Annotated in this window: 33 protein-coding genes; 29 read left to right on the top strand and 4 right to left on the bottom strand. The window is 58.9% G+C overall.

Translation table 11 applies throughout. From position 1 onward, the window contains the following. Positions 1-374: 374 nt before the first annotated feature. From EDE05_RS24045 to EDE05_RS24040, 3 genes are all read right to left on the bottom strand, one after another. Positions 375-680, bottom strand: a complete 306-nt coding sequence (locus tag EDE05_RS24045) for a hypothetical protein (RefSeq protein ID WP_134103085.1) — start codon at positions 678-680, stop codon at positions 375-377. Then, positions 680-844: a hypothetical protein gene (locus EDE05_RS26985; protein WP_162712545.1), complete on the bottom strand. Its 165-nt coding sequence runs from the start codon at positions 842-844 to the stop codon at positions 680-682. Before EDE05_RS26985 ends, EDE05_RS24045 begins: the two co-directional genes overlap by 1 nt. A gap of 66 nt (positions 845-910) precedes the next feature. Continuing rightward, positions 911-1,105, bottom strand: a complete 195-nt coding sequence (locus EDE05_RS24040; RefSeq protein WP_134103082.1) for a hypothetical protein — start codon at positions 1,103-1,105, stop codon at positions 911-913. 289 nt (positions 1,106-1,394) lie between these two features. Between EDE05_RS24040 and EDE05_RS24035 the strand changes: the two genes are divergently transcribed. After that, on the top strand, positions 1,395-1,634 hold the full coding sequence (locus EDE05_RS24035) for a hypothetical protein (protein WP_134103078.1): 240 nt from the start codon (positions 1,395-1,397) through the stop codon (positions 1,632-1,634). On the opposite strand, the gene EDE05_RS24030 is transcribed toward EDE05_RS24035, so the two are convergent. Further along, entirely contained in the window at positions 1,603-1,944 is a 342-nt protein-coding gene (locus EDE05_RS24030; RefSeq protein ID WP_134103075.1) for a helix-turn-helix transcriptional regulator, read from the bottom strand. The genes EDE05_RS24035 and EDE05_RS24030 overlap by 32 nt on opposite strands. Positions 1,945-2,036: 92 nt before the next feature. Here EDE05_RS24030 and EDE05_RS24025 point away from each other — a divergent pair, with 92 nt between their 5' ends. The 28 genes from EDE05_RS24025 (at position 2,037) to EDE05_RS23890 (ending at position 25,123) form a co-directional block, all read left to right on the top strand. Further along, entirely contained in the window at positions 2,037-2,240 is a 204-nt protein-coding gene (locus tag EDE05_RS24025; RefSeq protein ID WP_134103072.1) for a YdaS family helix-turn-helix protein, read from the top strand. A 263-nt stretch (positions 2,241-2,503) separates the two neighbouring features. Beyond that, on the top strand, positions 2,504-2,965 hold the full coding sequence (locus EDE05_RS24020; RefSeq protein ID WP_134103070.1) for a phage regulatory CII family protein: 462 nt from the start codon (positions 2,504-2,506) through the stop codon (positions 2,963-2,965). 3 nt (positions 2,966-2,968) lie between these two features. Continuing rightward, positions 2,969-3,184, top strand: coding sequence for a hypothetical protein (locus EDE05_RS24015; protein WP_134103067.1), 216 nt, complete (start codon positions 2,969-2,971; stop codon positions 3,182-3,184). Further along, positions 3,181-3,378 (top strand): DUF6525 family protein, encoded by a 198-nt coding sequence (locus EDE05_RS24010; protein WP_134103064.1) that lies wholly within the window; start codon positions 3,181-3,183, stop codon positions 3,376-3,378. Before EDE05_RS24015 ends, EDE05_RS24010 begins: the two co-directional genes overlap by 4 nt. After that, positions 3,375-4,844 carry an MT-A70 family methyltransferase gene (locus tag EDE05_RS24005; protein ID WP_134103061.1) on the top strand — a complete coding sequence of 490 codons (1,470 nt, stop codon included), beginning with the start codon at positions 3,375-3,377 and terminating at the stop codon, positions 4,842-4,844. Before EDE05_RS24010 ends, EDE05_RS24005 begins: the two co-directional genes overlap by 4 nt. 363 nt (positions 4,845-5,207) lie before the next feature. After that, a complete protein-coding gene (locus EDE05_RS24000; protein WP_245519958.1) occupies positions 5,208-7,154 on the top strand; it encodes a DNA cytosine methyltransferase in 1,947 nt (648 codons plus the stop codon). Next, positions 7,151-8,368, top strand: coding sequence for a helix-turn-helix domain-containing protein (locus EDE05_RS23995; protein ID WP_166675498.1), 1,218 nt, complete (start codon positions 7,151-7,153; stop codon positions 8,366-8,368). Before EDE05_RS24000 ends, EDE05_RS23995 begins: the two co-directional genes overlap by 4 nt. Then, entirely contained in the window at positions 8,352-8,990 is a 639-nt protein-coding gene (locus EDE05_RS23990; protein WP_134103056.1) for a transcription termination/antitermination NusG family protein, read from the top strand. Before EDE05_RS23995 ends, EDE05_RS23990 begins: the two co-directional genes overlap by 17 nt. A gap of 211 nt (positions 8,991-9,201) precedes the next feature. Next, positions 9,202-9,567: an HNH endonuclease signature motif containing protein gene (locus tag EDE05_RS23985; RefSeq protein WP_134103054.1), complete on the top strand. Its 366-nt coding sequence runs from the start codon at positions 9,202-9,204 to the stop codon at positions 9,565-9,567. A gap of 82 nt (positions 9,568-9,649) precedes the next feature. Then, positions 9,650-10,129, top strand: a complete 480-nt coding sequence (locus EDE05_RS23980) for a hypothetical protein (RefSeq protein ID WP_112803087.1) — start codon at positions 9,650-9,652, stop codon at positions 10,127-10,129. After that, the gene (locus EDE05_RS23975) at positions 10,129-11,880 is read left to right on the top strand and encodes a terminase large subunit (RefSeq protein ID WP_134103051.1); all 1,752 of its coding nucleotides are present in this window, start codon (positions 10,129-10,131) and stop codon (positions 11,878-11,880) included. Before EDE05_RS23980 ends, EDE05_RS23975 begins: the two co-directional genes overlap by 1 nt. A gap of 34 nt (positions 11,881-11,914) precedes the next feature. Next, on the top strand, positions 11,915-13,930 hold the full coding sequence (locus tag EDE05_RS23970) for a phage major capsid protein (protein WP_134103049.1): 2,016 nt from the start codon (positions 11,915-11,917) through the stop codon (positions 13,928-13,930). A gap of 50 nt (positions 13,931-13,980) precedes the next feature. Further along, on the top strand, positions 13,981-14,250 hold the full coding sequence (locus EDE05_RS23965) for a hypothetical protein (protein WP_134103046.1): 270 nt from the start codon (positions 13,981-13,983) through the stop codon (positions 14,248-14,250). 80 nt (positions 14,251-14,330) lie between these two features. Then, a complete protein-coding gene (locus EDE05_RS23960; RefSeq protein WP_348631529.1) occupies positions 14,331-15,599 on the top strand; it encodes a phage portal protein in 1,269 nt (422 codons plus the stop codon). A 20-nt stretch (positions 15,600-15,619) separates the two neighbouring features. Further along, complete coding sequence (locus EDE05_RS23955; protein ID WP_134103040.1) at positions 15,620-16,537, top strand: hypothetical protein; 918 nt, start codon at positions 15,620-15,622, stop codon at positions 16,535-16,537. Continuing rightward, positions 16,537-16,833 (top strand): head-tail connector protein, encoded by a 297-nt coding sequence (locus EDE05_RS23950; protein WP_134103037.1) that lies wholly within the window; start codon positions 16,537-16,539, stop codon positions 16,831-16,833. The genes EDE05_RS23955 and EDE05_RS23950 overlap by 1 nt, the downstream gene beginning before the upstream one ends. Further along, positions 16,833-17,186, top strand: a complete 354-nt coding sequence (locus EDE05_RS23945; protein WP_134103035.1) for a head-tail adaptor protein — start codon at positions 16,833-16,835, stop codon at positions 17,184-17,186. The genes EDE05_RS23950 and EDE05_RS23945 overlap by 1 nt, the downstream gene beginning before the upstream one ends. Continuing rightward, positions 17,173-17,646, top strand: a complete 474-nt coding sequence (locus EDE05_RS23940) for an HK97 gp10 family phage protein (protein ID WP_245519957.1) — start codon at positions 17,173-17,175, stop codon at positions 17,644-17,646. The genes EDE05_RS23945 and EDE05_RS23940 overlap by 14 nt, the downstream gene beginning before the upstream one ends. Next, a complete protein-coding gene (locus EDE05_RS23935; RefSeq protein ID WP_134103030.1) occupies positions 17,646-18,014 on the top strand; it encodes a DUF3168 domain-containing protein in 369 nt (122 codons plus the stop codon). Before EDE05_RS23940 ends, EDE05_RS23935 begins: the two co-directional genes overlap by 1 nt. 1 nt (position 18,015) lies before the next feature. After that, a complete protein-coding gene (locus EDE05_RS23930; protein WP_134103027.1) occupies positions 18,016-18,726 on the top strand; it encodes a phage tail tube protein in 711 nt (236 codons plus the stop codon). Positions 18,727-18,733: 7 nt separating this feature from the next. After that, positions 18,734-19,090, top strand: a complete 357-nt coding sequence (locus EDE05_RS23925; RefSeq protein WP_134103024.1) for a hypothetical protein — start codon at positions 18,734-18,736, stop codon at positions 19,088-19,090. Positions 19,091-19,170: 80 nt separating this feature from the next. Next, entirely contained in the window at positions 19,171-19,377 is a 207-nt protein-coding gene (locus EDE05_RS23920; protein WP_134103021.1) for a hypothetical protein, read from the top strand. Between the two features lie 12 nt (positions 19,378-19,389). After that, complete coding sequence (locus EDE05_RS23915) at positions 19,390-21,063, top strand: phage tail tape measure protein (protein WP_134103018.1); 1,674 nt, start codon at positions 19,390-19,392, stop codon at positions 21,061-21,063. Beyond that, a complete protein-coding gene (locus tag EDE05_RS23910) occupies positions 21,063-21,788 on the top strand; it encodes a hypothetical protein (RefSeq protein ID WP_134103015.1) in 726 nt (241 codons plus the stop codon). The genes EDE05_RS23915 and EDE05_RS23910 overlap by 1 nt, the downstream gene beginning before the upstream one ends. Before the next feature lie 2 nt (positions 21,789-21,790). Next, complete coding sequence (locus EDE05_RS23905) at positions 21,791-22,006, top strand: hypothetical protein (protein ID WP_134103012.1); 216 nt, start codon at positions 21,791-21,793, stop codon at positions 22,004-22,006. After that, on the top strand, positions 22,006-22,584 hold the full coding sequence (locus EDE05_RS23900) for a transcriptional regulator (RefSeq protein ID WP_166675501.1): 579 nt from the start codon (positions 22,006-22,008) through the stop codon (positions 22,582-22,584). Before EDE05_RS23905 ends, EDE05_RS23900 begins: the two co-directional genes overlap by 1 nt. After that, the gene (locus tag EDE05_RS23895) at positions 22,581-22,988 is read left to right on the top strand and encodes a hypothetical protein (RefSeq protein WP_134103006.1); all 408 of its coding nucleotides are present in this window, start codon (positions 22,581-22,583) and stop codon (positions 22,986-22,988) included. The genes EDE05_RS23900 and EDE05_RS23895 overlap by 4 nt, the downstream gene beginning before the upstream one ends. Then, positions 22,985-25,123: a phage tail protein gene (locus EDE05_RS23890; RefSeq protein WP_166675500.1), complete on the top strand. Its 2,139-nt coding sequence runs from the start codon at positions 22,985-22,987 to the stop codon at positions 25,121-25,123. The genes EDE05_RS23895 and EDE05_RS23890 overlap by 4 nt, the downstream gene beginning before the upstream one ends. Positions 25,124-25,140: the final 17 nt, after the last annotated feature.

Here is a 25,140-nt window from a genome sequence, read left to right as displayed (position 1 = left end):
ACACGAGTCCCCGAACTCCTGATAAAGGATCTCCATCACTTCTCGGGTTGGTTCGCCGTCCGCAAGGGCGCGGAAGGCGCGCCGAACAGCGTCTGCATGGGCGGGTTCGCGACGCGAAAGAACGGTCTCATGACCGAAAAGGTCAACGTGCAATTGGGGCATGGCGTTTTACCTCTCCGATAAATTCAACCTTGGTGATCCTCGACGAATGACGTCTGCGGACGTGCTGGCGCGCATCCTCCTCCGTTGCGGCCTGAACGTCGAACTTCAGGCCTCCGGGGCAATGCAGCCGAAACTGGAACATGGGAGTTTTCGGCGCTTCACGCGCGGGGGCGGGAGCGCCAGCCGCAGGACGCGAGCTGTGCAGCAGGAACTTAACCACGGGCCGCCTCCCGCTTTTCGATGCGCGCCAGAAGCGCGCGCCGTAGTTCCATGTCGGCATTCAGGCAGCCACGCAAGTTCAGCGCGTAGAAGAGCGCGGTCTCCAATTCCTCCGTTCCACGTTCGGCGCTCAGTTCCGATATGGAAGCGGCGTCATCCGCACCGAAGTGCCGCAAGGCCCGCCGAAGGCTGATTTGCACCTCCTGAACTTCCCGCTGAAGATGGGCCGATGTCGACGGCGGAAGCGCCTCGACGACGCGAAGGGCCGGCCGGACCGGCAGCCTGATCAGCCGTCCCATCAGAGCGCACCCAACATCAGGCCGAGCGAAAAGCCCGTCACGAAAAACAGCAGAAGCCCGGTCATCGCGTCGAAAACCGGTCCGCGAGCCTCGGTAAGCTGCTTCCTGAACGTGCCGAGATCCTTGCGTGGGACATCCGGCGTCATCGGGGTAATCTGGATCATGGCAGGCAACTCCTCGAAAGATCCGTTTCGGATGCCGCACCGCCGCAGTGCGGGCACCGAAGCGGATCAGGCAGCGAGGCCGCGCTCCATGCGGGCGAACAGGACGCCAGCGTCCTGGCCGTATCTGGTGATCTGCTCGTCGGTAAAGCCTTCCTTGCGGAAGTCTTCGCGCGTCAGGCTGTAGCCGCGATCACGCTGGATAGATGCCATCTCGAAGGCGACATCACGAAGGCTGACGGGATTGTAGGGTTGCGTCTGCATATCTCTCTCCATCTTTCCCGCCGGACCGGCGCAGGATGCGACCTGCGCCGGTCCCTCTCGTGCGGGGTTGGGGTATGTCGGACCAACTATCAGGTCCGATGGAGAAAAACTTAAGTCACACTAAAGTTCACGTCAAGCGTGAAATTTTAGTGCAGCTAAAAATATGAATTTCCGCGTACTGCGGGCGGACTGTCACGCCGGGAGGTATGCAGAGTCATTTGTTCTTGTAATGTTCGATATTTTGAGTCATGTAAGCCTCTGGTAACCTGCGTTAACCGGGAGGTCTTATATGGCCATCATTCACCGCATCCAGCCAAAGTACCGCAACCGTAAAGAAGAAATTGTTGCGGATCTGTTGTATGGCACGAGCGGGGTGACAGAGAATGAGATGGAGGCGGTGATCAAACGCAAGACCGCCGAGATCTCGATAGCGATGGCTGTGCTACATGGCGGCGATTGGCGCGTCCAAATCGACCACGAGGAAGGCTTTGTCCATATTACTCGGCGTCTTCAATGTAGCCCGAAATAAGCTTCCATATTGGATTAATCGCCGTAGGCGGCAGCCCTTCTATCCTGCTGAGCAGCTCTTTAACCGCAACTTCTCCGCTGACCCTGGTTTGATCTCCGAGTGGTAGCAGTAGGTCCACTGGCCGACATTTGAGCGCATCCGCCACTGCAGCAAGGGTTTTGTCCGAAAATCCGTTTCGCCCTGTTTCGAGATTGCTTATCGTTGCCGGAGATACTCCAACACGTTCGGCAAGCGTCTCTTGACTCATGTTCAACTTTTTGCGGCGCTCCTTGATGAAGAGCGGGATCGCGAGCGCGGTATCTTTCGTCATGCGCGCACATTCCTAACTTTCACGACGCTGCACCATCCAACCTCACTAAAACTTAGCTTGACTAAAATTTTTAGTGACACTAATTTCCCGCCATGGACGATTTGCTTAAATGGCTGGACGAAGAGAGAGGGCGTCGAGTTCTGCTTGCTGCAGAGTTGGACATAGACCCCTCCGCAATATCCCAATGGAAATCTATCCCCCCAGGAAGAGTGCTGGCGATCGAACGCCACACTTGCATTTCGAGACATAAGCTTCGACCAGACCTTTACGGACCCATGCCGGAGGCCGCCGAATGACGCGCCTCCTTCACGATGTTCCCCCGGCGGTGGCATCTCCTCCCTTGCCATGGCCGAACCCCGCGCAGCGCCCGTCGCGCCGCGCGGCAACTGGAGCCGGGGCTGCGATGGCACGACGCGCCCCGGCTCCGTTTTCTTGTCCCTATTCTGCCTATCCATGCGGTCCCCCTTGATCTGACAGGCGGACCCTAGGCGGACCCCGCCGCCGCTTCATCGAATCCTTTCCGACAAAACTTTCCTTGACCGCAATCAGGGGTGATTTCGTGCGCACTATTTCCGAAGAAGAAATCCGCAGCCTGAAGGGTGCGACTGATTCCAGCTACAGGCTCGGCGGCGGGGTGAATAACTTCCCGCTGATGACTCGCGTCACCGTCTCGACGCTTTCGAAATATGCCTCCTTCAACGAGGAAAACCGCGAAGCGCTGATCCCCGTCGACGTTGCGATCGAGGCCGATCGAAAGGCGCAGAGCCCGGTCATCCTGTCTGCCATGGCGCATCTGCTCGGTTACCGCCTGGTGGCGGGCGAAGGCCGGGAGCGCCGGGCGATCACCCGAGAAAGTGGCACGCTCGTGTCGCTTGAGGTGATGGACGTGGTCCGGGCGATCCACGAGGCCTTGCAGGACGGCAAGCTGGATGCGGCCGACAACAAGTCGATCGTCAAGGAATGCGACGAGGCGATCCGTCTGCTGCAGCAGATCCGCGACAGCGCGTCGGGAGGAGCCTGACTTATGGGTTTCAATCCTCTCGCGACCGCCCCCCCATCAAAGTGGCAGGCGCTACTGGTCAAACAGTCCCGTTTCGCCCGCGTGCTGGAACTGTGGCATTCAAGCGAGCTTTCCACTTTCTGCATCGCTGCACGGCTCGGCATCCCCGAAGCGGATGTTTGCAGGCTGATCGAGGAAGGCGACAGCCAGTGCTGGCGCGACCGGGCGGTGTTCTCATGAATATCCTCGCGATATCCGACCGCATCGAAGTCATGCGGGCCTATGACGATCTTCCCGATCGCCTCCGGCGCGCCATAGCCGCTGCGAGTTTTCCCTATGATCCCCGCGAAATCTCAGACCGGCTGAGGAAAGGCCGTCGCGCCGAGACCGTCGCCCGCTCAATCGAGCGCCTGAACCGGAGGAAGGCGCTATGACGAACAGCGCGCACCAGTTGGCGGGTGATCGTGCTCGCGAGATCCTGGAGGCCGTCCGGCGGGACGGTTTCTACCAGAGCCCATCGCAACCCATGACCAAGGTTGCCATGCGGCTCAACATAAAGGGCATCCTTGATCGCGACCCGAAGGACGGTAACCGGTTCACCTTCACGCCGAAGGGCCGGAAGATGCATGGTCACGTTCCAGTTTCTGCAGATCCGGCGCAGTCAACTATGCAGCCACCGAACGGGCGCTATCCGCACCACGTGCTAGCTGACCTGTTTCCGATGCTAAGCGACGGCGAGCTGAACGAGCTAGCGGAAGATATTGCCGCTCGCGGTCAAGAAAACCCGGTTTGGATTTTTCAGGGACGCATCATCGACGGCCGGAACCGCGAGGAGGCCTGCCATCGGGCAGGTATAGTGCCTCGTTACTGCGAATATCAGGGCGACGACCCACTTGGTTTCGTACTCTCGCTCAATCTGAGGCGCCGCCATCTGACGGAAAGCCAGCGCGCCATGGTCGCCGCGAAGATCGTGGATTGGGAGAGGGGCATTAATCAAGTCACATCCGGGTCGGCAAATTTGCCGACCCGGGAAGCCGCTCGAAGGTTGTCGATCTCGGAACGCGCTGTCGTGTCGGCAAAGCGCATTCGAGAGCACGGGTCCGAAAACCTAATCCGGGCCATCGACAGCGGCAAAATCTCGGTGAGTGCAGGAGCAGAGTTAAGTTACCTGGAGCGCCAGGCGCAAGAGGATGCTCTTCGTGCCGAGAAAAAACAGATCCTCCAACGAGCGAAGGAAATCCGCACCGAGCGAATGGCCGATAAGCGTGCTGTCCGAACGAGCATGATCAACCTTACTGCCGAGCGCGGGAAGCTTATAGCAGGGGAAATGCCGCGTGCGGCCTTCCCAGTCGGTTACGCAGACCCACCATGGGAGCAGGAGGCGTGGAGCGATGAGACTGGGCAAGACAAGGGCCTGCTTTACCCATCCATGCCGCTCGAAGACATTAAGGCGCTTTGCGCCGGCGTCAAAACTCCCTTCACGCCGGATGCGATTATTTTTCTCTGGGCCACGAGTAATCGCATCGATGACGGCATCGGTGTTCTGCGTGATTGGGGGTTTGAATACGTCACCATCTGGACGTGGGACAAGGAAGACATGGGTATGGGTCGCTGGCTTCGCGACCAGACCGAACACATTCTGATTGGCAAGCGCGGGAATTTCCCTGGGCTTCTTCCCGGCACGCAGCCACGCAGCCTGTACCGCGAAAAGAAGGGCGCGCACAGCCGCAAACCAGTATTTTTTGCCCAAGAGATCGAACGGCTGTTTCCGCAGATGCGTAAGCTGGAGCTATTCCAGCGCCGAGAGAGCCTTGTAACTGGCGATGTTCGGCTGAACGGCAAATGGCATTTTTGGGGTTTCGAAGCGGGCGAGCGGCCCACTTGCGAGGCCGCAGAATGACGGAGCTTCCCTTCGATATTTCCGATTGCGCGACGCGCCAGGACATGGCGCGCTGGCTGCTTCAGAGCCCGCTTTCCACACTGTACGCGGACCAGCATTTCATTCGCCGCTGGCTGCAGGCGAACGGGTTCCGCGACGGGCTTTCCTACCTCGAAACCATTTTATCCGTGCTCGGCGAAGACCGGCGCGAGACCGGATACCTGATGCATTTCATGGCCTTTGCCACCGCCAACGGGCGGCTTCATCGCATCGCCGAACCTGAGCCGGTCAAAATGGGGGATGTGCGACATGAACATGCATTCGACGCTCTTCGGGGACGCGACAACGGCGGATGTGCTGAGGGATTACGGCACGATTCCGCCGATGATCGTGGACAGCTTCGCGGGTGGTGGTGGCGCCTCTACCGGTATCGAGATGGCGCTTGGTCGTTCGCCCGATATCGCCATCAACCACAACGCGGCGGCGCTGGCGCTTCATGCGGCGAACCATCCGCAGACGATGCATCTTTCGGAGAACGTCTGGAAGGTCGATCCGCTGGACTATCTCGCCGGTCGTCATATCGGTCTCATGCACTTTTCGCCCGACTGCAAGCATTTTTCCAAGGCTAAGGGCGGCAAGCCTGTCGAGCGCAACATACGCGATCTTTGCTGGATTATTCCGGGATGGGTGGAGCGGATACAGAAGAGCGGCGGCAAGATCGATGTCATCACCATGGAGAACGTCGAGGAATTCAAGGACTACGGGCCTCTAATCGCCACCGATCGGGGCATGATGCCCGATCCCGAACGGCGCGGCGAGAACTTCCGGAAGTGGTGCCGGATGCTGCGCAGGCTTGGCGGAAAGATCGAATATCGGGAGCTGCGCGCCTGCGACTACGGCGCTCCGACGATCCGCAAGCGGCTGTTCATGGTGATCCGCTTTGATGGCAAAAAGATCGCATGGCCTAAGCCGACGCATGGAGCACCTGACGATCCCGACGTGATCGCCGGCCGCAAGCTGCCATGGAGAACTGCCGCCGAGATCATCGACTGGTCGCTCCCTTGCCCGTCGATCTTCGACACCAGTGAGGAGATCATGGCGAAGCACGGGCTCCGTGCCATCCGCCCGCTCGCCGACAATACAATGGCCCGCGTGGCGCGCGGCATGAAACGCTATGTGCTGGATGCGGAGAAGCCATTCCTCGTCAGCATCAACCACGGCGACAGCGGCGGAAGGCGGGAGTATCCTATCGATGATCCTTACGGCGTGGTCACTGCCGGCGGGATAGGTCACGCGCTAGTGGCGACGACGATTACGAGATTTAACACAGGCGCGACCGGCCAGGATCTTCGCGAGCCGATCTCTACGATCACCGCGAACAGTTTCATCAAGAAACCGGGAGGCGCAGCGCCGATCGGTCTGCTCACGCCGGTCCTTACCCATGCGCAGCAGGGCGGGGCGGTCCGCAGTGTCGAGCAGCCCCACCATACGATCACCGCAAGCAAGAAGGACCAGAACTCGGTCATCATCCCAACGCTGGTCGGATGCGGCGGCAGAGCTGGACAGAGCCGGCCGCGCGGCGGCGATGAGCCGATGGCAACCATCACGGCCAAAGCGGACGTATGCGCCGCGGTGGCGTTCGTGGCGCAGCACAACAAGGACAGCAGGCGGGAGGGTGGTGTCAATCCGGGCCGGTCGCCGGACGAGCCAGTCTCTACCGTAACCGCCTCAGGATCGCAGCAGGGCGTTATCAGCGCGTTCATCTCGCGGCAGTTCGGAACCTCCACCGGACACGCCGTCGACGAACCATCGGCAACCATAACGGCGGATGGTGGCCGGAAATCGCTCCTCGTCGCGCCATACCTGCAAGCCTATTATGGGACCGGCGACGGCGGCGAAGAAGACCAGCCTACCCGCACCATCACGACGAAGGACAGGCACGGGCATGTCGAGGCATCGCTCGACGTGCCACCGTTCACGTCTGACCAGATGTCCAGAGCTCGCACGGTGGCAGACTTCCTACGCTCCCACGGCTTCTGGGACGAACGCGAGGTCGTGACGCTCGACATTGGCGGCGAAGCATTCGTCATCGTCGATATCGGCATGCGCATGCTGACGCCGCGCGAACTCTATAACGCGCAAGGCTTCCCGCCGGACTACGTCATTGACGGCGGATGGGCTGAACCCGCGGGCGGCGGCGAGCCGGTATGGGTGCCGTTCGCGAAGTCGGTGCAGGTATCCTGCGTCGGCAATTCCGTTTCTCCAAATCCCTATGCGGCGATCGTCGCGGCCAACTGCAGGCACCTCGTGGTGCAGAGGGAGGCGGCGTGAACGAGCCGGATCATTACGCCACATCCCGCGCATGGTCATGGCGTCATGCGGTGGGAAAGTCCGGCCTGCCGCCGATCACGCGGCTGGTGCTGCATACGCTTGGCCTGAAAATGGATGCAACCGGCGGATCATGTTACCCGCCGGTTTCCGAGCTTGTTGATCTGACGGGCCTCGACAAGAAGACCGTGCTCAAGCACCTCGAAATCGCCGAGGAAAAGGGCTGGATCGAGGTCACGCAGCACGGTTTTCGCGGCCAGAAATGGAAGCGCAACGAATATGTCGCCAGATGGCCTGGACGCGACCTGACCGGGGAACAAGCCACCACCTTCGTTTCGGAAGGTGGAGCTGTTCCACCACCTTCCGAAACGAAGGTGGTGGAAATGGTTCCCGAAGGTGGTGGAAATGGTTCCATGAAGGTGGTGGAGGAGCTCCACCAAGATAAGATTCTTCCAGCTAACATTCCAGCTAACTCTCCAACCGCTGGCGCGGAAGAGGGAGTTTTGAGACGGGCTGATCGGAAAAAGATGGAGCGTGACTTCACGCTGTGGTTCGCCAGCTGGAAGAAGGGCGATGTGGATTTCGCCAGAAACGCATGGTTCGCGCTTTCGGATGAAGAACGAACCGAATGCATCGAGCGTACGCCAGCCTATCTCCGGTGGGCCAAGCCTTCCGACCTGATGGCGGCGGCGGTCTATCTCAAAAATCGCCATTGGCGCGACGTTCCCGAAGAGATCGTCACTGCTCCGGCGCGCGGCATTGCCAAGGTTTGCGGCAAGCTCTGGATGGGTACGAGGCTGCGCGCGCTTTCGCAGGAGCCGAAAGGCCGGATCGTGCTGACCACCTTCGACGAGAAGTGCATCCGGGATGGCGAGGTGAGCCGGGAAGCATTGCTGCACCACAAGCGCATGGAGCACGGGTGGCCGCTGGTGACCACCATGCGCGATCTCGCGCGGCGGAAGGAGCCGTTCGTGACCTCGCTCGTGCTGCTGCCATACGTTGCCGATTTCCGGCAGGTGCATCGCGACAGCGAGCTGTTTGCGGCATGGGCCGATCTGCACGAGCGGCGTGGCTGGCCCTTCATCGAACACCCTCCCGAATATGTTTGGCTTCCCGCAGCTCCTGACGGAGCAGACAGCCCTGGTGAGGCTGCCGAGGAAGCGCTCTTGAAATTCCTTTCGGCGATCAGCGAGGCGGACAATGACGATGCAGCATAAGGACATCTTTGGGACACCGATCGGCGTCAACGCTGGCGAGCGCTTTAAGGACAGGATGAAGCGAATCGCGATGGCGCATCGCACCGCTGCATCATGCCCTGTTACGGGTGATTCTCCTTGGATGGTGCTTCGCGTCGACAGTGGGAGAGAAAAGGCTGTGAAAAATGCTCTGGAGGAAGCTCGTATCGAGTGCCTTGTGCCGATGCGTCGAGGCCCGGAATTGCGTCGTAGGCATAGGATCATACCCCCTACCTTAATCCCGGTTATGGTAGGTTACGTGCTTGTTCGATGCTTAGTTTCTGACCGAGCGTTGGCAGGTCTGAGAAGCTTTGACCACGTCCGTGACGTGCTCGGTGGATGGATTTCCCCCATCCTTTCTGATGCGGAAAAAGTCAAGCTTTTCAACGAAAACGCAGACGAAGGCCGATATGATTGGGAGAAGCCGGTAACGGTGTTTAGACAGGGCGACAAGGTTAAAATCACAGAAGGTCCGTTTGCTCATTTCAAGGCCGTCATTGTCTCGTGTCGCGATGATGGGAAAGGAGATGCTGTGGTTGAGTTTCCAATGTTTGGCGTCCTAAGGCCAATTTTGATCCCTCTTGCGCTTCTCGAAAAGTTGTGAGAGTGATCGTGTCAATGGATGAGCTGATGATCCTGAAGTGAGCCTCTGAAAACGCCTAAACAGCGGGGAGAAATCCCGAGGTCGGTACGCCGGTCAGCCCCAGCCCTAACAGCCTCAGCGAGGCACCGATTCAGGGCCAGTGCTACAGCTATGTGATGCGGACGGATATGAGCAAGGCGACCTTCGGGTCGCCTTTCGCACATCTAAGGATATGGGACGCTCTCGCCTCACCACGCTCAAGCCGAAGCTCTCCACACTTGCACCTCGCATTGGTCGTTTGCCTGGTGATGAGAAGCAGCGCCTGCGCGATCGTGATCAGAACGTCGAATGGCGCAGCTGGTATAAGACGGCACGGTGGCAAAAGCTGCGCTGGTCCGTTCTTGTTCGCGATCTCTTCACTTGCAAGATGAAGGGATGTGGCCGCGTCGAGGCTGACACATCGAAGCTGGTTGCTGACCATAAGATCGCGCATCGTGGTGATCAGCGGTTGTTCTGGGATGATCAAAACCTGCAGTGCCTTTGCAAGGACTGCCATGACCGGCTGAAGCAACGCGAGGAGCGCCGGCAAGGCTGGTGACCTGCAGCGGGGGGGCGGGTCAAAAGTCTGCAAGGCCCTACCCCCTAGACCCGCGCCCTTCTCACGCACACGATTTTTTTCCATGGATCAAGATTTAGACCTCTTCGGCAACCCACTCCTGACGGCAGACGCCAAACGTGGCCGGCCGGAGCATGAGCCAACGGAAGAAAACATCATATTCGTCATGGTCTTACTGGGATCTGGCATGACGAATGCCGAGGTCGCGAAACGCCTTGGCCTGTCGGTCCCCACTTTTCGCAAACATTATTTGCATTTGATCAAGCAGCGGGACCTGATGCTCGATCGATTGAAAACGAGACTTCGGGTCAGCCAGATCAAGCAGGGCTTAGCGGGTAATGCCTCGGCACTCAATGCCGCACTCGCCACCCTCGATAAAGTTGGCTCCGAAAATGCAGAGGCGAGGTTCAAGGGCCGCGAGAAGCCGAAACAGGAGAAGGCGAAAAAGCTCGGGAAAAAGGAGGAGAGACAGCTGGCTGCGCAGAAGGTATCCGGCAAGTACGCTCCTCCATCGGCCCCGAAGCTCGTCGTCGATAACCGTTGATGCAATGGTCCACGGCATGCCTCGACTGGGAAGAGAGGATCGTCAACCGTCGATCGTTGATTCCGTTCGAACCGCTCTTTCCAGACGAAGCGGAAGCCGCTCTTGAGGTCTTTAAATCTCTAAAGATCGTTGATGTCGCAGGACAGCCGACCTTTGGAGAAGCCTGCGAAGAATATGTCTTCGATTTCGTTCGCGCCATTTTCGGGGCATATGATGCGAAGACCGGCCAGCGCCTGATCGAAGAGTTCTTTCTCCTCATTTCGAAAAAGAACATCAAGAGTACTCTGGCTGCCGGTATCATGCTTACGGCGCTGATCCGCAACTGGCGCCATTCGGCTGAGCTACTTATCCTGGCGCCGACACAGGAAATCGCCGCCAATTCGTTTGTTCCGGCAGCCGATATGGTCGATGCAGATCCGGAATTGCGGGAATTCCTCGACGTCAACCGTAACCTCAAAAGGATCACGCATCTACGAACGAAAGCTGTTCTCAAGATCATTTCGGCCGACTCAAAAACATCGTCCGGGAAAAAGGCTGCTTTTGTACTGATCGAGGAGTTATGGCTGTTCGGAAAGCAGGCGGGCGCCGGCTCGATGCTGCAGGAAGCGACTGGGGGCCTTATCTCTCGACCCGAGGGGTTCGTGATTTACCTTACGACCCAGTCTGATGAGCCGCCAACGGGGGTGTTCAAGGAGAAACTGAACTACTTCCGCGATGTGCGGGACGGAAAAATCGACGACCCACGCAGCCTGCCGGTCCTGTATGAGTTCCCGGATGAAATGATTGAGGAAAAGGCCTACCTCGATCCGACAAATTTCTACGTCACCAATCCGAACATGAACAGGTCGGTCCGCCAGGATTGGCTTGAACGCAAGCTTGCTAAAGTCCAGGCCGGTGACGACGAGGAAGGTGACACGATCCAGTCATTCCTTGCCAAGCACCTCAATGTCGAGATCGGGATGCGAAACAGGGCGAACCGATGGGTCGGAGCGCCTTTATGGATCGGCGGAACTGATAAGGCGCTTGCCGAGCTGCCTCATCTGGATGCCTTCGGGGAGTTGATCCGCCGGTGCGAGTGCCTGGTTGTCGGGATCGATGGCGGCGGCCTCGATGACCTCTTCGGATTTTCGGTTCTCGGCCGTGAGCCTCGGGATATTGAGGTACAGATCGAGGTCGACGGCGTTCGAAAGACAGTTTCCATGAAGAGATGGCTGTCCTGGTCACATGCCTATTGCGACGAGGGCGTGTTGCGCATTCGAAAGAAGATTGCACCAAAGCTTCTTGAGCTAAAAGCCGAAAAGACGCTCACGATCGTCGCGGACGGTTTGTCCGACATGGGCGAAATTGTCGAGCGTGTCGATCAGATCAAGCGGGCTGGCAAGCTAGCCGGGGTTTCGGTTGACCCGGCGGGCCTCGGCGATCTCATTGACGTCCTCAGTGGCATCGACGTGACGATCGAAAACGGTTTGCTAGTTGGTGCCCCGCAAGGCATCGGCATGATGAACGCCATCAAGACAGCAGAGAGGCGGCTAAAAAGCGGACTTCTCAGGCATTCCGGTGGAGGCCTAATGGAATGGTGCGTCTCGAATCTGAAGATTGAGCCGACCGCTACGGCTATTCGCGCGACGAAGCAGACAGCGGGCGATGCCAAAATTGACCCCGCCATGGCGATGTTCAATGCGGTCACCCTGATGAGCCGCAACCCGGAAGTCAAAAAAGAGCCGAGCTATCAAATGCTCGTCGTCGGCTGATCCACACGAAACCCTTTGATGAATGGAGGACGTCATGACCGTGACGCGCCGCGCATACTCGTTCCTGACGATAAAGACCGTGAACGAGGAGAAGCGGATTATCCGCGGCATTGCCACGACGCCGGCCGTTGACCGCGTCGGCGACATCGTCGAACCCCTTGGCGTGAAATTCAATAATCCGATGCCGTTCCTCTGGCAGCATGACGCCCGCAAGCCGATCGGCACCGTGAAGTTCGACCCACCGACCAAGGACGGCATCACGTTCGAAGCCGAGCTCCCGGTGATGGACGAACCTGGCACCCTCAAGGATCGCATCGACGAGGCCTGGCAGTCGATCAAGCTCGGCCTGGTCCGCGCCGTCTCGATCGGCTTCCGAGCTGTCGAATACAGCTTCATGGAAAACGGCGGCATCAAGTTCACGGAATCCGAAGTCTACGAGCTTTCCGCTGTCACCATCCCGGCCCAGCCGGAAGCGGTGATGACGAGTATCAAAAATATGGACGCGGCCGGTGTCGCGCTTATCAGGTCCTTCGACACGAACGCTCCCGCCGCGACCGGCGCCATCGAGCAATCCGCGAAGTCCTCTCCCGGCGCTTCGGGAAAATCCCACAACCCCGTCAACCTGCGCCCCAAGGAGGGCATTGAGATGAAGACGATTGCCGAGCAGATCACTGCTCTTGAAGCCAAGCGAGCCGCTCATGCCGCTCGCATGGAGGAAATCATGACCAAGTCCGTCGATGAAGGACGGTCCACTGAGGCGAGCGAACAGGAAGAGTTCGACACACTTGCAGGGGAGGTCGAACAGATCGACGCCGACTTGAAGCGTTTCCGTTCGCTAGAAAAGGCTCAGGCCGCTTCCGCGAAGCCGGTCGTCGCCAATCAGATCAAGTCTGCGGCTGACGGTGCTGCTGCACGGACCGGCGCTCCGGTGCAGGTTAAGCCAAACGTCGCAAAGGGAACCGCGTTCACCCGGTATGCCATGGCACTCATGGCCTCGAAGGGGAACCTGATGCAGGCGGCGGAGATCTCGAAGCGCTGGGACGACCAGACACCGGAAGTATCGGCGGTGCTCAAAGCTGCTGTCGCGGCGGGTACCACCACCGATGCCGCATGGGCAAAGCCGCTGGTTGAATATCAGAACATGGCTTCTGAGTTCGCCGAACTCCTCCGTCCGCAGACGATTATCGGTCGCATTCCCGGCCTGCGAAACGTTCCTTTCAATATCAAAGTGCCTCGTCAGACGGGAGGATCGTCCGCTTCGTGGGTCGGAGAAGGCGCTCCCAAGCCTGTATCGGCGCTCGCGTTTGATCAGATCAGCCTGGGCGTGACCAAGCTCGCGGGTATCGTCGTCATGACGGACGAGCTCGTCCGCTTCTCCAATCCGTCGGCGGAGCAGATCGTTCGGCAGGACCTCATCGACACGATCGTCCAGACGATGGACCGCGACTTCGTTGATCCGGCGAATGCCGGTACCGCGAACGTCAAGCCCGCCTCGATCACCAACGGCGTGACGCCGGTGGTCGCCAGCGGCACCGATGCCGATGCTGTCCGCGCAGACGTTCAGGAGTTGATGGGGAAGTTCGTCACTGCCAATCTTTCGCTTGCGGGCGCGGTTTTTATCATGACCGAGATGCAGGCGCTGGCGCTGGCCCTCATGCTCAACCCCCTGGGTCAGCGCGAATTCCCGGACATCCAGATCAACGGTGATAGCGGCGGGAAGTTCTTCGGTCTTCCGGTAGTTCTGTCGGAGAATATCCCGGCAAATCCCGGGGCGGGCGACCCGATTGTTGGCGCAGGCGCGCGCATCATTCTTGCCAAGGCATCAGAGATCATGCTTGCCGACGACGGCGAAACCCTGCTCGACGCAAGCAACCAAGCATCTCTCCAGATGGACAGTGCTCCGACCAACCCGCCAGTTGCGAACACTGTCATGGTTAGCCTGTGGCAGATGAACCTCGTTGGTATCCGCGCCGAACGCTTCATCAACTGGACAAAGCGCCGTCCGGGCGCCGTTCAGTACATCGACAGTGCTGCTTACGGCCAGCCTTAAGTCAACGCGCCGGCCGCAACAAGCGGCCGGCCCTCACTCTGGAGGCGGCTATGAAGCATCAATCCTACTTGAACCGTGCACTTAAAGCGCGCGATCCTCGGTATGCCCGCATATTCGGAAAGCTCGGCTACGACGTTACAGCTCTGGCGACGGAGCAAGGCGCCGACGCCAATCCTATTCCAGAAGGATGGCGAGACCTTCCATGGCCTGCCCTTAAAGCGCTCGCCATTTCTTTCAGCAATGAGTCAATCAAAACGAAGGACGACGCCAAAACCTCGATCGAACTGGAACTTGAACGCCGAAAGAAGGTCCGTCTCTGATGAGATTTCTTGGTCTGAACATCACCCGTGCGAAAGCTGCCGGATACCAGCGCCCGGATAACCGAGGTGGGTGGTGGCCGATGATCAAGGAATCCTTTACGGGAGCATGGCAGCAGAACGTCGAGGTCAAGTTTGATTCCGTCCTGTCGAACCACGCCGATTTCGCATGCCGCACTCTCATCGCGTCGGACATCGCTAAGCTTCGAATTAAGTTGGTGGCGAAAGATGGCGATGGCATATGGAGCGAGACGAGCAATTCGGCCTATTCCCCGGTGCTTCGGAAGCCAAACCACTTCCAAAACCGTATCCAGTTCATGGAAAACTGGGTGCTGTCGAAGCTCCAGCAAGGTAATACTGTCATCCTGAAGCAGCGAGACGGCGGCGGCGTCGTTAGGCGCCTTTACGTGCTCGACTGGCAAAATGTGACGCCGCTCGTGTCGGACGATGGCAGCGTCTTCTACCAACTGAGTAAGGACCGGCTCGCCTCGCTTGAGCAGAGCGTGATCGTGCCGGCCCGCGAGATCATCCACGACCGGTTCAATTGCTTCTTTCATCCGCTGGTCGGCCTGTCGCCGATCTTCGCCGGTGGCCTTGCTGCAATGCAGGGCCTTGCGATCCAGAACGACAGCGCCCTGTTTTTCCAGAACGGCGCCCAGCCTGGCGGCATCCTGACCGCCCCGGGCGCTATTTCAGACGAAACGGCCGCCCGGTTGAAGGCGCATTGGGATACGAACTTCTCCGGCAAGAACTCCGGCAAGGTTGCTGTTCTCGGCGACGGCCTGAAATATGAGGGGATGAAGGCGAAGGCGACGGACTCACAGCTGATAGAGCAGTTGAAATGGTCGGGCGAGGTCGTCTGCTCGACCTACCATGTTCCGCCTTACAAGATCGGCCTCGGTCCTATGCCGACGAACAACAACGTCCAGAGCCTCAACGTCGAATATTATTCGCAGTGTCTGCAGGTACTACTCGAATCCATTGAGCTCTGCCTGGACGAGGGGCTCGGCACTGGCGAGACGATCGGGACAGAGTTCGACACCGACAATCTTCTGCGCATGGACAGCGTTACGCAAATGGACATGCTGGACAAGTCGAAGGGCATCATGGCCCCGAACGAACAACGCAAGCGGCTGGATTTGAAGCCGGTTGCCGGCGGTGATAGCCCGATGCTGCAGCAGCAGAATTTCAGCCTTGAGGCGCTGGCAAAACGCGACGCTCAAGATGATCCTTTTGGGACCCTTCCAAAGGCGTCGCCAAACGTCGATGAGAGTGAACCGGAGGCAGTCGAGGCCGATAAGGCCCTGTTCATGCGTGCGACGCTGCGTAAGGAACTCGGCCTCGCGGCCTAAAAATTCAACGGGACGGTAGTATGAACAATCGCGAGATCAAGGCGATGATGGCGGAGCTTGCGCCGGTCATTCGCGAGTTCACTCAATTGGCAATCGCGCCGATGATCGATCGAATCGCGGCGGTTGAAAAGCGCATCGACCACCTGCCGGCGCCGCGTGACGGCAAGTATGCGGACATATCAGAGATCCGCGGGATCATTGCTGAGGAGATCAAGGCGGTGAAGGCGGCAATAGACCAGATGGAGCCTCCGCTCCCTGGGCTTCCAGGAAAAGATGGGCTATCCGTCTCGATTGATGATGTTCTGCCCACGCTCGAACGGCAGGTAAGTGAATTTCTATCGGCAATACAACCGCCGCAGGACGGAAAAAGCGTCACCGTCGAAGACGTCGCGCCGCTGATCTCTTCCGAGGTCGAAAAGCACATCGCTGGGCTTCCGAAAGCAAAAGACGGGGACCACGGTAAAGACGGCGTTGGCTTGGCGGGCGCCTTCATCGACCGTGAGGGGAACCTGATCATCACCATGACCAACGGTGAGCCCCGTAACCTGGGCTGTGTCGTCGGGAAAGCCGGCGAACCCGGGAAGCCCGGACGCGACGGTTTCAGCCTTGAAGACTTTGACGCGAAGGTCATGGATGATCACCGAACAGTGCTGCTGTCCTTCACCAGCGAGACACTGGATTACAAGGTCGAGCTCGGTTTCCCAATCATGCTCTACCGCGGCGTATACAAGGATGACCAGGCGTACGATCGTGGCGACACCGTCACCTGGGGCGGCTCTCTTTGGCACTGCGACGCTGAGACGACAGAGAAGCCCGGCGAAGGATCTAAGTCATGGACGCTCTGCGCAAAGAAGGGGCGCGACGGGAAAGATGGGGTGGTTAAAGAACTGAAACCTCCGCAGCCAGTCCGCGTAGGTATAGCGGGGGGGCAGAACTGATGGCATTTGCAACCCTGGCCGAGACCAAGGCTGCGCTTGTAGTCGACTTCGACGATGACGATGCTCTAATCAGCACGATGATCGATGCTGCTACGGAGGCTGTCGCATCCTACCTCAAAGTTGATCCAGCGACGCTGACTCCGGTGCCCCCCATCGTCAAGGTCGCTACAATGATCATGACTGGTTATCTATACAAGAACCGCGACGCCAACCCGGAAAACGCGTTCATTCCTGGATATCTGCCGGCGCCCGTGATGTCCCTCCTCTATTCCCTCCGTGATCCAACGGTGGCGTGATGGCATTGGGAGCAGGTAGCCTGAAGGCAAAGATCGTTATTCAGCGAGCGTCTGCCACGCCAAATGAATTCAACGAACAGGTGGAAACCTGGGCCGACCTTTACACATGCAGAGCGCGACGTGAGGATTCCAGCTCCGGCGAAAAGGAAGCGGCTGGGCAGGTAGGTGCGTTCTTGATGGCGCGTTTTGCTATTCGTCGCTCTATCGAGGCCGATCAAATCAGGTTCACCGATCGCCTTGTGCATGAAGATGGAATCTGGAGCATCAAAGAGATCAAACGCCTCAAAGAGGCCCCCGATATGTTTCTTGAGATCACAGCCATACGGGATGCAGACCTTGGTGACGAAGGTTAAGGTCGAGGGGTTGCGGGAGCTTGATCGTGCCCTTGGCGAGCTTCCCAAGTCGACCGCTAAGGCGGTTTTGCGCCGGACTCTTCTGAAAGCGGGTGAGCCTTTGGCGCAGGAGATGCGCAACCTCGCTCCCGATGATCCGGAGACCGGCGGCAATGACCTGAAATCCAGTATCGCCGTTGGAACGAAGCTCTCTCAGCGCCAGGCGAAGCTTCATCGGCGCGCGGTGAGGAATGACAAAGCTTTTGCGGAAGCATTTGTCGGGCCGGGACCAGATCCGGCTGCCTGGAACCAGGAGTTCGGAAACATCAACCATGCCCCCCAGAGTTTCGCGCGCCCCGCCTGGGACGGGAAACAGAAAGAAGTCCTTGAGGTCATAAAGACCGAGACCTGGACTGAGATCGATAAAGCAGCACAGCGCCTCGCTCGCAAAGCTGCACGACTCGCCGCAAAGGGGCAGTGATGGAAGAGGCTTTGACGGCTTTACTTGCTCCGGCTGCAAGCGGGCGGCGGTATTGGGGCCGAGCGCCGCAGAAAGCGACGCGGCCATTCATCGTGATGAATGTGATCGACGGTGTGCCAGACTACCATCTGCAGGGCGCGTCCGGCTACGTTTCCAGCCGCGTGCAGATGGATGTCTATGCCGACAAGTACACCGATGCGACCGGCACAGCTCGCTTGGTCAAAGCGCTGCTGTCTGGTTATCGCGGCGGAAAGATCCGCGGCATTTTCATCGAGAGCGAGAGAAGCCTGCCCGTCGCGGACGCGGGGGACGTCACCAACCTGTTCCGCACGTCCATCGATATCACTGTTCATCACACGGAGAAATGAGATGCCTGATACCCAAGCATCGATCGGATACGGTACGACCTTCGAAATGGCCGATGCTGCTACACCGACGGTATTCGACTACGTCGACGAGGTCTACAATCTGTCGCTCGGATCTGAGGCGACGGACCAGATCGACGCCTCGCATTACCAATCGCCTGGAAAGTTCCGGGAGTATCTCGACGGGTTCACTGACGCCGGAGAGCTTTCGTTCGAAATGAACTACATTCCCGGATCGGCTTCTGATCGACTGATTGCCGCCGCAAAAGGAAAGCGGAAGTGGATCCGCATCACCTTCCCGAATGGCTGCCAGTTCATGACGTACGGGTCGCGGCAAAACTACGAGCCATCCGCCCCGCATGACGACAAGATGACCGCCTCCGTGGAGTTCAAGCGCTCAGGGCAGCCGATTCTTACGGACCCCACTGCGCCAAGGGCAATCGTTGCGCCGGCAATCTCCGGTACGCCAGTCGTTGGCGCCCCATTGACGCTCGATCCCGGGGTTTGGGCTGGAGCGAAGTCGTTTGCCATCCAATGGCAGAAAGACAATGCCGGCAATGGCACCTTTGCGAACATAACCGGCGCCACCGGCCTCGCCTACGTACCCGTAACCGATGATGTCGGCGACGACATCCGCGCGGCGGTTACCGGCTCCAACGATGATTTCAGCACGTCGGTCAATTCGACCGAGACGGCTGCCGTCGCCGCTTCGTGAGGTAACGATGACGAATAGTCAGCGCGGCTCGGTGGCGCTCCAGGCCGGGGGTACGGCTTACACCATTTCCTTTTCCATCAATGCTCTTTGTGAGCTTGAGGATGTTTTCGGAATGCCGCCGTCGAAGGTTTCGTCTCTCTTCGAAGATGAAGAGAAAACCAGCATGAAGGATATCCGGAAGCTGATCATGGTCAGCTTGCATGACCATCATCCGGACGTCGACGAGAATAGGGCTGGCGTGATCGGGACTGCCGCCGGTATTGGCGTGACGATGGAAGCCATCGGCAAGGCCTTCTCCCTCGCATTTCCGGAGGCGAAGGCAGGCTCGGGAAACCCTCGGAAAGCGAAGGCTTCCGCCCGCTAGAGCTGCTCAAATCATGGGTAGAAAGCGGACAGGACCCTTCGCACTTCTGGGGCCTCACCCTTAAAGAAATCGCCGTCATCTTGGACGGCGCGGTCGAGAAACTAAAGCGAGAGCGCAACGAGAACATGGTTCTCGCCTGGCATATCGAAGCGCTGGCTCGTCAGGAAAAACTACCCAAGCTCGAAAAGCTTCTGTCGAAAGGCAAGGCGCCCAAGGCGAAACCCCAATCCTCCTCGTGGGAGAGTGACTTCGCCTCCGTTTCGGCGTGGTTTTCCTCCCGAAAATAGGGATCGTTGGTAATGTCATCTTCCGTGATCGGCGCTCTTCGCGTCAATCTTGGTATCGATAGCGCGGCCTTTTCTGACGGCTTGAAAAAGGCGCAGAGCGGGCTATCCAAGTTCGGTGCGCTCGCCAAGACTGGATTGGCCGCGGCTGCTGCTGGAGCAACCGCAGCGGCCGGCGCAATGGCCTTGGCGGTCAAGGGCTCCATCGATGCTGCCGACGACATGTCGAAGGCGGCGGCAAAGATCGGTATTCCGATCGAAGAGTTGTCGCGCCTCAAATATGCGGCGGATCTGTCCGGCGTATCCTTCGAGGGGCTTCAGACGGCTGTCGGCAAGCTTTCGAAGCAGATGAACGAGGCGAAGAACGGCTCCAAGGCAGCAGCGGAAGCGTTCTCTTCCATCGGCGTTTCAGCCACCAATGCCGATGGATCGTTAAAAACCGCCAGCCAGGTGCTGACTGAGATTTCGGACCGCTTCGCCACAATGCCGGACGGCGCGGAAAAGACGGCGCTTGCAATGGAGCTGATGGGGCGGTCCGGCGCAAACATGATTCCGCTGCTCAACGGCGGGTCAGCGGCACTCCAGCAGCTTATGGGGGAGGCCGATCAGTTCGGACAGGTTTTTACCGCTGAGATGGGCGCCAATGCTGAAGCGTTCAACGACAACATTTCGAGATTGCAGGGGGCGTTTGGAAACCTAGCGGCGAAGGTCGCGCAGGAGCTTCTCCCCTATCTGCGGCAATTCACGGACTGGCTCGTGCAGAACGCACCGGCGATTGCCCAGTGGGCTGGCCAAACCGCGAGTGGCCTGCAGTTCGTGATCAACGAATTCGTGCGCTTCCGCAACGAAGCGACCCAATTCGGCGAGCAGATACAGGCCATAGTCCAGTTTTTCACCGATCTGGACACGCGGCTTCGTCAATTCGGGGCCAATGCCCGCGCCGCTGCAGCCGAGCTGCTGAACGCCTTCCTGGAACTGCCTGCGCGGATGGTGGAAATCGGCGGGCAGATTATCGAAGGCCTATGGCAAGGCATTCAAGCCAGATGGGAGAATGTCAAGGCAGGCGTTACTGGCATTGCCGACAGCATCAGCACCAGCGTTCGAACCGCCCTAGGAATTCACTCCCCTTCCCGTGTCATGCACGAAATCGGCGTCAACATCATGACCGGCCTTAACAACGGCATGACCAGCGTCGACGTGAAGAGCGGCGTCGTGGCCGTCGCTGACGATATCAGCGGCTCCTTCCAAAGTATCGGTTCTGCAATCGGGGGGGCTATCTCGGGAACGCAGAAATGGTCGGATGTTCTCAAGACCGTTCTTCAGCAGATTGCCAGCATGGCGTTTTCGAAGATTGGCGGTGGAGGTGGCGGGATCGGCGGTCTCTTCACCGGCCTCCTCAGTGGACTTTTCGGCTTTGCCAATGGCGGTTCGTTCCAGGTGGGTGGTGCCGGTGGCGTCGACAGCCAGCTTGTCGCTTTCAAGGCATCTCCGAACGAGACCGTCAGCGTCACCAAGCCCGGTCAGCGGATGGGCGGGAATATGATCTACGCGCCGGTCATCAATGCCCCCAATTCCGATGCGGCGGGACTGGCCCGTTTGGAGCGGCGGGTGAACGAGCAATACCAAAACTTCGGGAAGATGGTCGACGCTCGGATGAAGGTTTCCAACACTCGAAAAACGAGGGGATAATGGGGCGTCTTCTCAACTGGCCGAACGGTCTTGGCATCCGGTCAAGGAGGCCTCTGTCCGGTCCAAGGGCGAAAGGCGCGACAGGCCGGCAGGAAAGCACAGGCGGTCGCTACCAAGCCGTTTCGTCTGCCTTTGGCTACTGGAAGTATGAGTTCGTTCTTCCTGCCGCCAAAGGACGCCTCTATCGCCGGATCGAGGGTTTGGTCACCGCCTTGCATGGCGGTGCCAATGCTGTCCGCGTTGCGTGGCCTGTCCCGGATGGGCTCACCTTGCAGGAGGCTGGTGCCAATTTCACCAGCAGCCAGGAACAGAACGGCATGCCGTGGTCGAATGGCATGCCATGGTCCAATGGCGAGAACTGGGGCGTTTCTCCACCGAATGTTCCAGTCACGGCTTCGGCAGCCATGGATGCGACGGTTATTTCGCTGTCGTCGACATACTGGGGCTTGTCCCTTGGAATGGGCGATGAGATCGGCTTTTTTCCGCTTCACTTCGGGAAATACATGATCACCGAAGAGCTTGGCGGCGGGCAGTATCGGATATGGCCACCGCTCCGAAAGGCAATAAGTGCTGAAGATTTCGCCACCCTGTTGCCGGTTCTGGTCATGACCCTCGACAGCGAAGCCTCCGCCGATCTCTCGCGAGGTCTCGATGTCGGGCAGGAAACCACTCTCATCATGTCGGAAGTCTTCGACTACGACGTGAGGGATTATTTCGCGGATTGATCATGAGCGAGAGAACGGTCGAACAGGTGATTGCCATGAGGCGTCGCGATCTGGCGAGGCTTCACGCCAACGAATTGAGTGCGGCGCTGTTTCCGGAGCCGGAGCGACATGACGACGCTATCCCGCAGGATGAAAAGGTTGAAATCCAGTTGAGCGTCTCCGAATTGGTCGCGTTGCACCGCCGCGAGATCGCCGCATGGGAAGGGGCTAACGGCTGATGCCTCTGTTTTCTGAAGAGGATCGTGCGTTCCTGCGCCGGCCCCATATCGCTCGCGCGTGGTTTGCGGAATTGGGGCTGCCTTCCGGGACATGGCGGCTGCATAGCGGTGTTGGGCGCCAGACGGTAGGCGGCGAGGAATGGCGGGGTGTTTCGGACCCTGGTGGCCGACAGCTCGTCTCCATTTCCGCCGTTGAAGACCCGCGATTTGGTCAAGCCGCTAAAGTCGATATCGTCCTCTCTGGAGTGAATGTCGAGTTCCTTCGATCCGTCAAGGATCAAGCGCGCGAAACGGAGGGGGCAATTGCGGACCTTTACTGGTGCGCATTCGATCAGGAGACGCAGGAGGTTTGGTCTGGCGGACTGAAAAAAATGTTCCCTGGTTATCTCTCCGCACCCAAACGCCAGAGCGTGGGGATCGGCCTTCGAACGGTCTCCTTCACGGTCGAGAGCCTGTGGCAAAGCCAGAATTTCCCGTTTGGCGGAAAGTGGACAGATGCCGATCAACGCCGGCGCTATCCTGGCGACAAGGGACTGATGTTCGTTGGCGTGAAAGTGCAGGAGGTCATCAAGGCATGACCGAGGTTTACGAGATGCTGAAGGCTTACCTTGCCGAGGCGGAAGACGCTCCCATGATCTGGGGGGAAAACGACTGTAGCACCTGGCCAGCGAAATGGGTGGAGAGGGTGCGCGGCGTTAGCGTCCCGCTTCCGGCCTGGTTCAGCCGTGAGGAAGCGCATGCGTTGATGCGCAAGGCGGGTTCACTCGTCGCTCTCTGGGATGAGGCGCTGTCGGAATGCGGGATCTATGAAACTGCTGTTGCCGGCATTGGCGATGTCGGCGTCATCCTCAGTCACGCCCATGGCGAGGCTGGCGGCATCTTCCTTGATGGCGGGTACTTCGCATGGCGAGCAGAGCCAAAAGGATATCGCATCCTTCGGCCGCGCCAGAACACGATCGTAAAGGTCTGGTCAATTCAATGAAGCTGACAAAGCTTTTGCTCGCCAGTGGCGCCACATGGGCCGCCATGGTGTCGCATGCCCATGCCGACCCTGTTTCGCTCATAGCGACGGCCATCCACGGCTTTTTGCTGTCCAGCACGGCGATTGCGGCGACGGCGGCGGGCACGCTCGCGACGATTGCGGCAAACGTGATTGTCGGCGGCGCATTGGTGGCAGGCTCTCTCCTGCTCGGAGGCCAGCGTCGCGGCGGGGCGATCAAGCCATCTGATGCAAAGAATACGTTCGAGAGCGGCGAGAGTTCGGTTATCGAAGGCGTCGGCCGCGTCCGCGTCGGAGGCCTTCAGGCATTCGGTAATACGGACGGCAGTACCCGCGCCCGTCTCGTCTGCCGGCTGCAAGGTCCAGTAGACGCCTTCGAGACGTTCTATCTCGGTGGGCGAGAGGTCATCGTCGAATCGAATGGAGATGTCAGCTCTCCCCCATGGGCGCGTCCCGGTGGATCCTGGGCGAACTGGCAGAACAAGCTTGGGACAGGCGCGGAGACCGCATGGGCTGGGCTTATGTCGCTGTTCCCGACACTCTGGACAAGCGACCATCGGGTTCGGGGCATCGCGCAATCGCAGTTGCTTTTCTATAATCCGGGACTGACGGAGGAGAAGTACCTCAGCCTCTACCAGAACGGGGCACCGAACTCGGAATCGATCATTCGGGGATCGCTGATCTATGACCCTCGTACCGGATTGACCGCCTGGTCGGACAATAGCGCGATCATCTGCGCTCATGTTCTTCGGCGCGATCCGGCCTTTACCTTCGAGCGGTTCAACTGGACGAAGATTGCCACGACCGCCAACGCCGCGGACGTTCTTGTCGCCACCAGGACCGGCACGGAGAAGCGTTCTCGTCTGTGGGGTATGTGGGCATGGGAGAGCGAGCGTGGCGAGACCATGCAGCAGTTTCTCGACTCCGCTGGGCTTGAAATACGGCTGGATGAGGATGGGCTGATCTATTTCGAGTTTATCGACGACGTGATCGCGCCGGAGATCGAGTTTGATCCTCGCGATATCTATGACTACTCGTGGCAATCAGGGCCGGAGGCTGTCGAGCGGCCAAATATCTGCCGGGTCAAATATTACTCTCCGGAGAGGAACTACGAGCTGTCAGACCTGACGCTTGAGGGTATCGTCGCTTGGGCAAAGATTGACGACGAAGTGGACAGATACGGAGATAAGTTTTTCGATCTCGAATTGCCGTTCTGCCCCTCTGCTTCTCAAGCGCAGAGGATCGCACGCCGCAAGTTTGCTATCGCAAGGGCGGACAGAGGCAGAATGGTCACCAAGATGGTTGGTCTCGCCGCCTGGGGCCTGCTCTATGCCGAGGTCGAAGAGCCAGACCTTGGCGACCTGATTAAGGTTCGGATGGACCCGCCGCGGATCGACGATGAAAACGGGTCCGTCGAAATTCCCTTCACCGTCTGGCCGACGCTCGCGGCATGGAACCCCGCGACAGACGAAGCGCCGGCGCCTGATGTCATCCCCGAGCTCGGTTACGAGACGGACATGATCACGCCGAACCCTCCGGGTGCCGCCATTCAGATCACTTATCCTGGCGGTGGCAAGGAAATGAGGATCGGCTACAATCTTCCGGCGCAGCCATACACTACCGTCGAAGCAAACTACCGCACCTATTCCGGCGGACTACCGGGCGCATGGCAAAGCATGGCCGAGTTTGGCGGTACGGTTGCCGGTATCAACGGCGACTTCCTAGGGCAGACTATTGATGCGCGGGTGCGCGTATTCAATGGCGATGACGGCTCTTATTTTTCTGATCCTGCCAGTCTTGTGGTTGGCGTCGACAATGCGCCGTGCGGAGCGCCAAACTTGGTATCGGGCGGCGTCGTCACAGATCCACCTCCAACAAAATTGGCCGTTACCGTAAGCGCTCCGGAAGGGCGCTGCGCCGCTATCCGGTTGCAGCGGCGGGTCAATCTCGGCGCGTGGTCGACGGTGGCGACATTCCAGACCCAGCCATTCGCGCCGGTCGCCTTCGAAAGCCTGGCGGATGGCTCCAGTGGGTCCGTGACTGAGTGGCAGATCCAAACTCTTACGAGCAACGGCACGGCCGGAACTCCTCTTATCTTCTCGTACACGGCGCCATAGGCCGCCCACCCCAATAT

This window comes from Neorhizobium sp. R1-B, from assembly GCF_004368875.1.
Classification (GTDB): Bacteria; Pseudomonadota; Alphaproteobacteria; order Rhizobiales; family Rhizobiaceae; genus Neorhizobium; species Neorhizobium huautlense.
This window is presented reverse-complemented; position numbering and strand designations above follow the sequence as displayed.

Bases quoted from the DNA above. Each gene is read 5' to 3' on its own strand.
- EDE05_RS23935 (WP_134103030.1), top strand. From the start codon at position 17,646: ATGGAAGAGGCTTTGACGGCTTTACTTGCTCCGGCTGCAAGCGGGCGG.
- EDE05_RS24025 (WP_134103072.1), top strand. From the start codon at position 2,037: ATGGACGATTTGCTTAAATGGCTGGACGAAGAGAGAGGGCGTCGAGTT.
- EDE05_RS23930 (WP_134103027.1), top strand. From the start codon at position 18,016: ATGCCTGATACCCAAGCATCGATCGGATACGGTACGACCTTCGAAATG.
- EDE05_RS23975 (WP_134103051.1), top strand. From the start codon at position 10,129: ATGCAATGGTCCACGGCATGCCTCGACTGGGAAGAGAGGATCGTCAAC.
- EDE05_RS23945 (WP_134103035.1), top strand. From the start codon at position 16,833: ATGGCATTGGGAGCAGGTAGCCTGAAGGCAAAGATCGTTATTCAGCGA.
- EDE05_RS23970 (WP_134103049.1), top strand. From the start codon at position 11,915: ATGACCGTGACGCGCCGCGCATACTCGTTCCTGACGATAAAGACCGTG.
- EDE05_RS23910 (WP_134103015.1), top strand. From the start codon at position 21,063: ATGGGGCGTCTTCTCAACTGGCCGAACGGTCTTGGCATCCGGTCAAGG.
- EDE05_RS23905 (WP_134103012.1), top strand. From the start codon at position 21,791: ATGAGCGAGAGAACGGTCGAACAGGTGATTGCCATGAGGCGTCGCGAT.
- EDE05_RS26985 (WP_162712545.1), bottom strand. From the start codon at position 844: ATGATCCAGATTACCCCGATGACGCCGGATGTCCCACGCAAGGATCTC.
- EDE05_RS23965 (WP_134103046.1), top strand. From the start codon at position 13,981: ATGAAGCATCAATCCTACTTGAACCGTGCACTTAAAGCGCGCGATCCT.
- EDE05_RS23960 (WP_348631529.1), top strand. From the start codon at position 14,331: ATGATCAAGGAATCCTTTACGGGAGCATGGCAGCAGAACGTCGAGGTC.
- EDE05_RS23900 (WP_166675501.1), top strand. From the start codon at position 22,006: ATGCCTCTGTTTTCTGAAGAGGATCGTGCGTTCCTGCGCCGGCCCCAT.
- EDE05_RS23980 (WP_112803087.1), top strand. From the start codon at position 9,650: ATGGATCAAGATTTAGACCTCTTCGGCAACCCACTCCTGACGGCAGAC.
- EDE05_RS24040 (WP_134103082.1), bottom strand. From the start codon at position 1,105: ATGCAGACGCAACCCTACAATCCCGTCAGCCTTCGTGATGTCGCCTTC.
- EDE05_RS23955 (WP_134103040.1), top strand. From the start codon at position 15,620: ATGAACAATCGCGAGATCAAGGCGATGATGGCGGAGCTTGCGCCGGTC.
- EDE05_RS23950 (WP_134103037.1), top strand. From the start codon at position 16,537: ATGGCATTTGCAACCCTGGCCGAGACCAAGGCTGCGCTTGTAGTCGAC.
- EDE05_RS23925 (WP_134103024.1), top strand. From the start codon at position 18,734: ATGACGAATAGTCAGCGCGGCTCGGTGGCGCTCCAGGCCGGGGGTACG.
- EDE05_RS24005 (WP_134103061.1), top strand. From the start codon at position 3,375: ATGACGAACAGCGCGCACCAGTTGGCGGGTGATCGTGCTCGCGAGATC.
- EDE05_RS24000 (WP_245519958.1), top strand. From the start codon at position 5,208: ATGATCGTGGACAGCTTCGCGGGTGGTGGTGGCGCCTCTACCGGTATC.
- EDE05_RS24015 (WP_134103067.1), top strand. From the start codon at position 2,969: ATGGGTTTCAATCCTCTCGCGACCGCCCCCCCATCAAAGTGGCAGGCG.
- EDE05_RS24030 (WP_134103075.1), bottom strand. From the start codon at position 1,944: ATGACGAAAGATACCGCGCTCGCGATCCCGCTCTTCATCAAGGAGCGC.
- EDE05_RS23895 (WP_134103006.1), top strand. From the start codon at position 22,581: ATGACCGAGGTTTACGAGATGCTGAAGGCTTACCTTGCCGAGGCGGAA.
- EDE05_RS23985 (WP_134103054.1), top strand. From the start codon at position 9,202: ATGGGACGCTCTCGCCTCACCACGCTCAAGCCGAAGCTCTCCACACTT.
- EDE05_RS23890 (WP_166675500.1), top strand. From the start codon at position 22,985: ATGAAGCTGACAAAGCTTTTGCTCGCCAGTGGCGCCACATGGGCCGCC.
- EDE05_RS24045 (WP_134103085.1), bottom strand. From the start codon at position 680: ATGGGACGGCTGATCAGGCTGCCGGTCCGGCCGGCCCTTCGCGTCGTC.
- EDE05_RS24010 (WP_134103064.1), top strand. From the start codon at position 3,181: ATGAATATCCTCGCGATATCCGACCGCATCGAAGTCATGCGGGCCTAT.
- EDE05_RS24035 (WP_134103078.1), top strand. From the start codon at position 1,395: ATGGCCATCATTCACCGCATCCAGCCAAAGTACCGCAACCGTAAAGAA.
- EDE05_RS23990 (WP_134103056.1), top strand. From the start codon at position 8,352: ATGACGATGCAGCATAAGGACATCTTTGGGACACCGATCGGCGTCAAC.
- EDE05_RS23915 (WP_134103018.1), top strand. From the start codon at position 19,390: ATGTCATCTTCCGTGATCGGCGCTCTTCGCGTCAATCTTGGTATCGAT.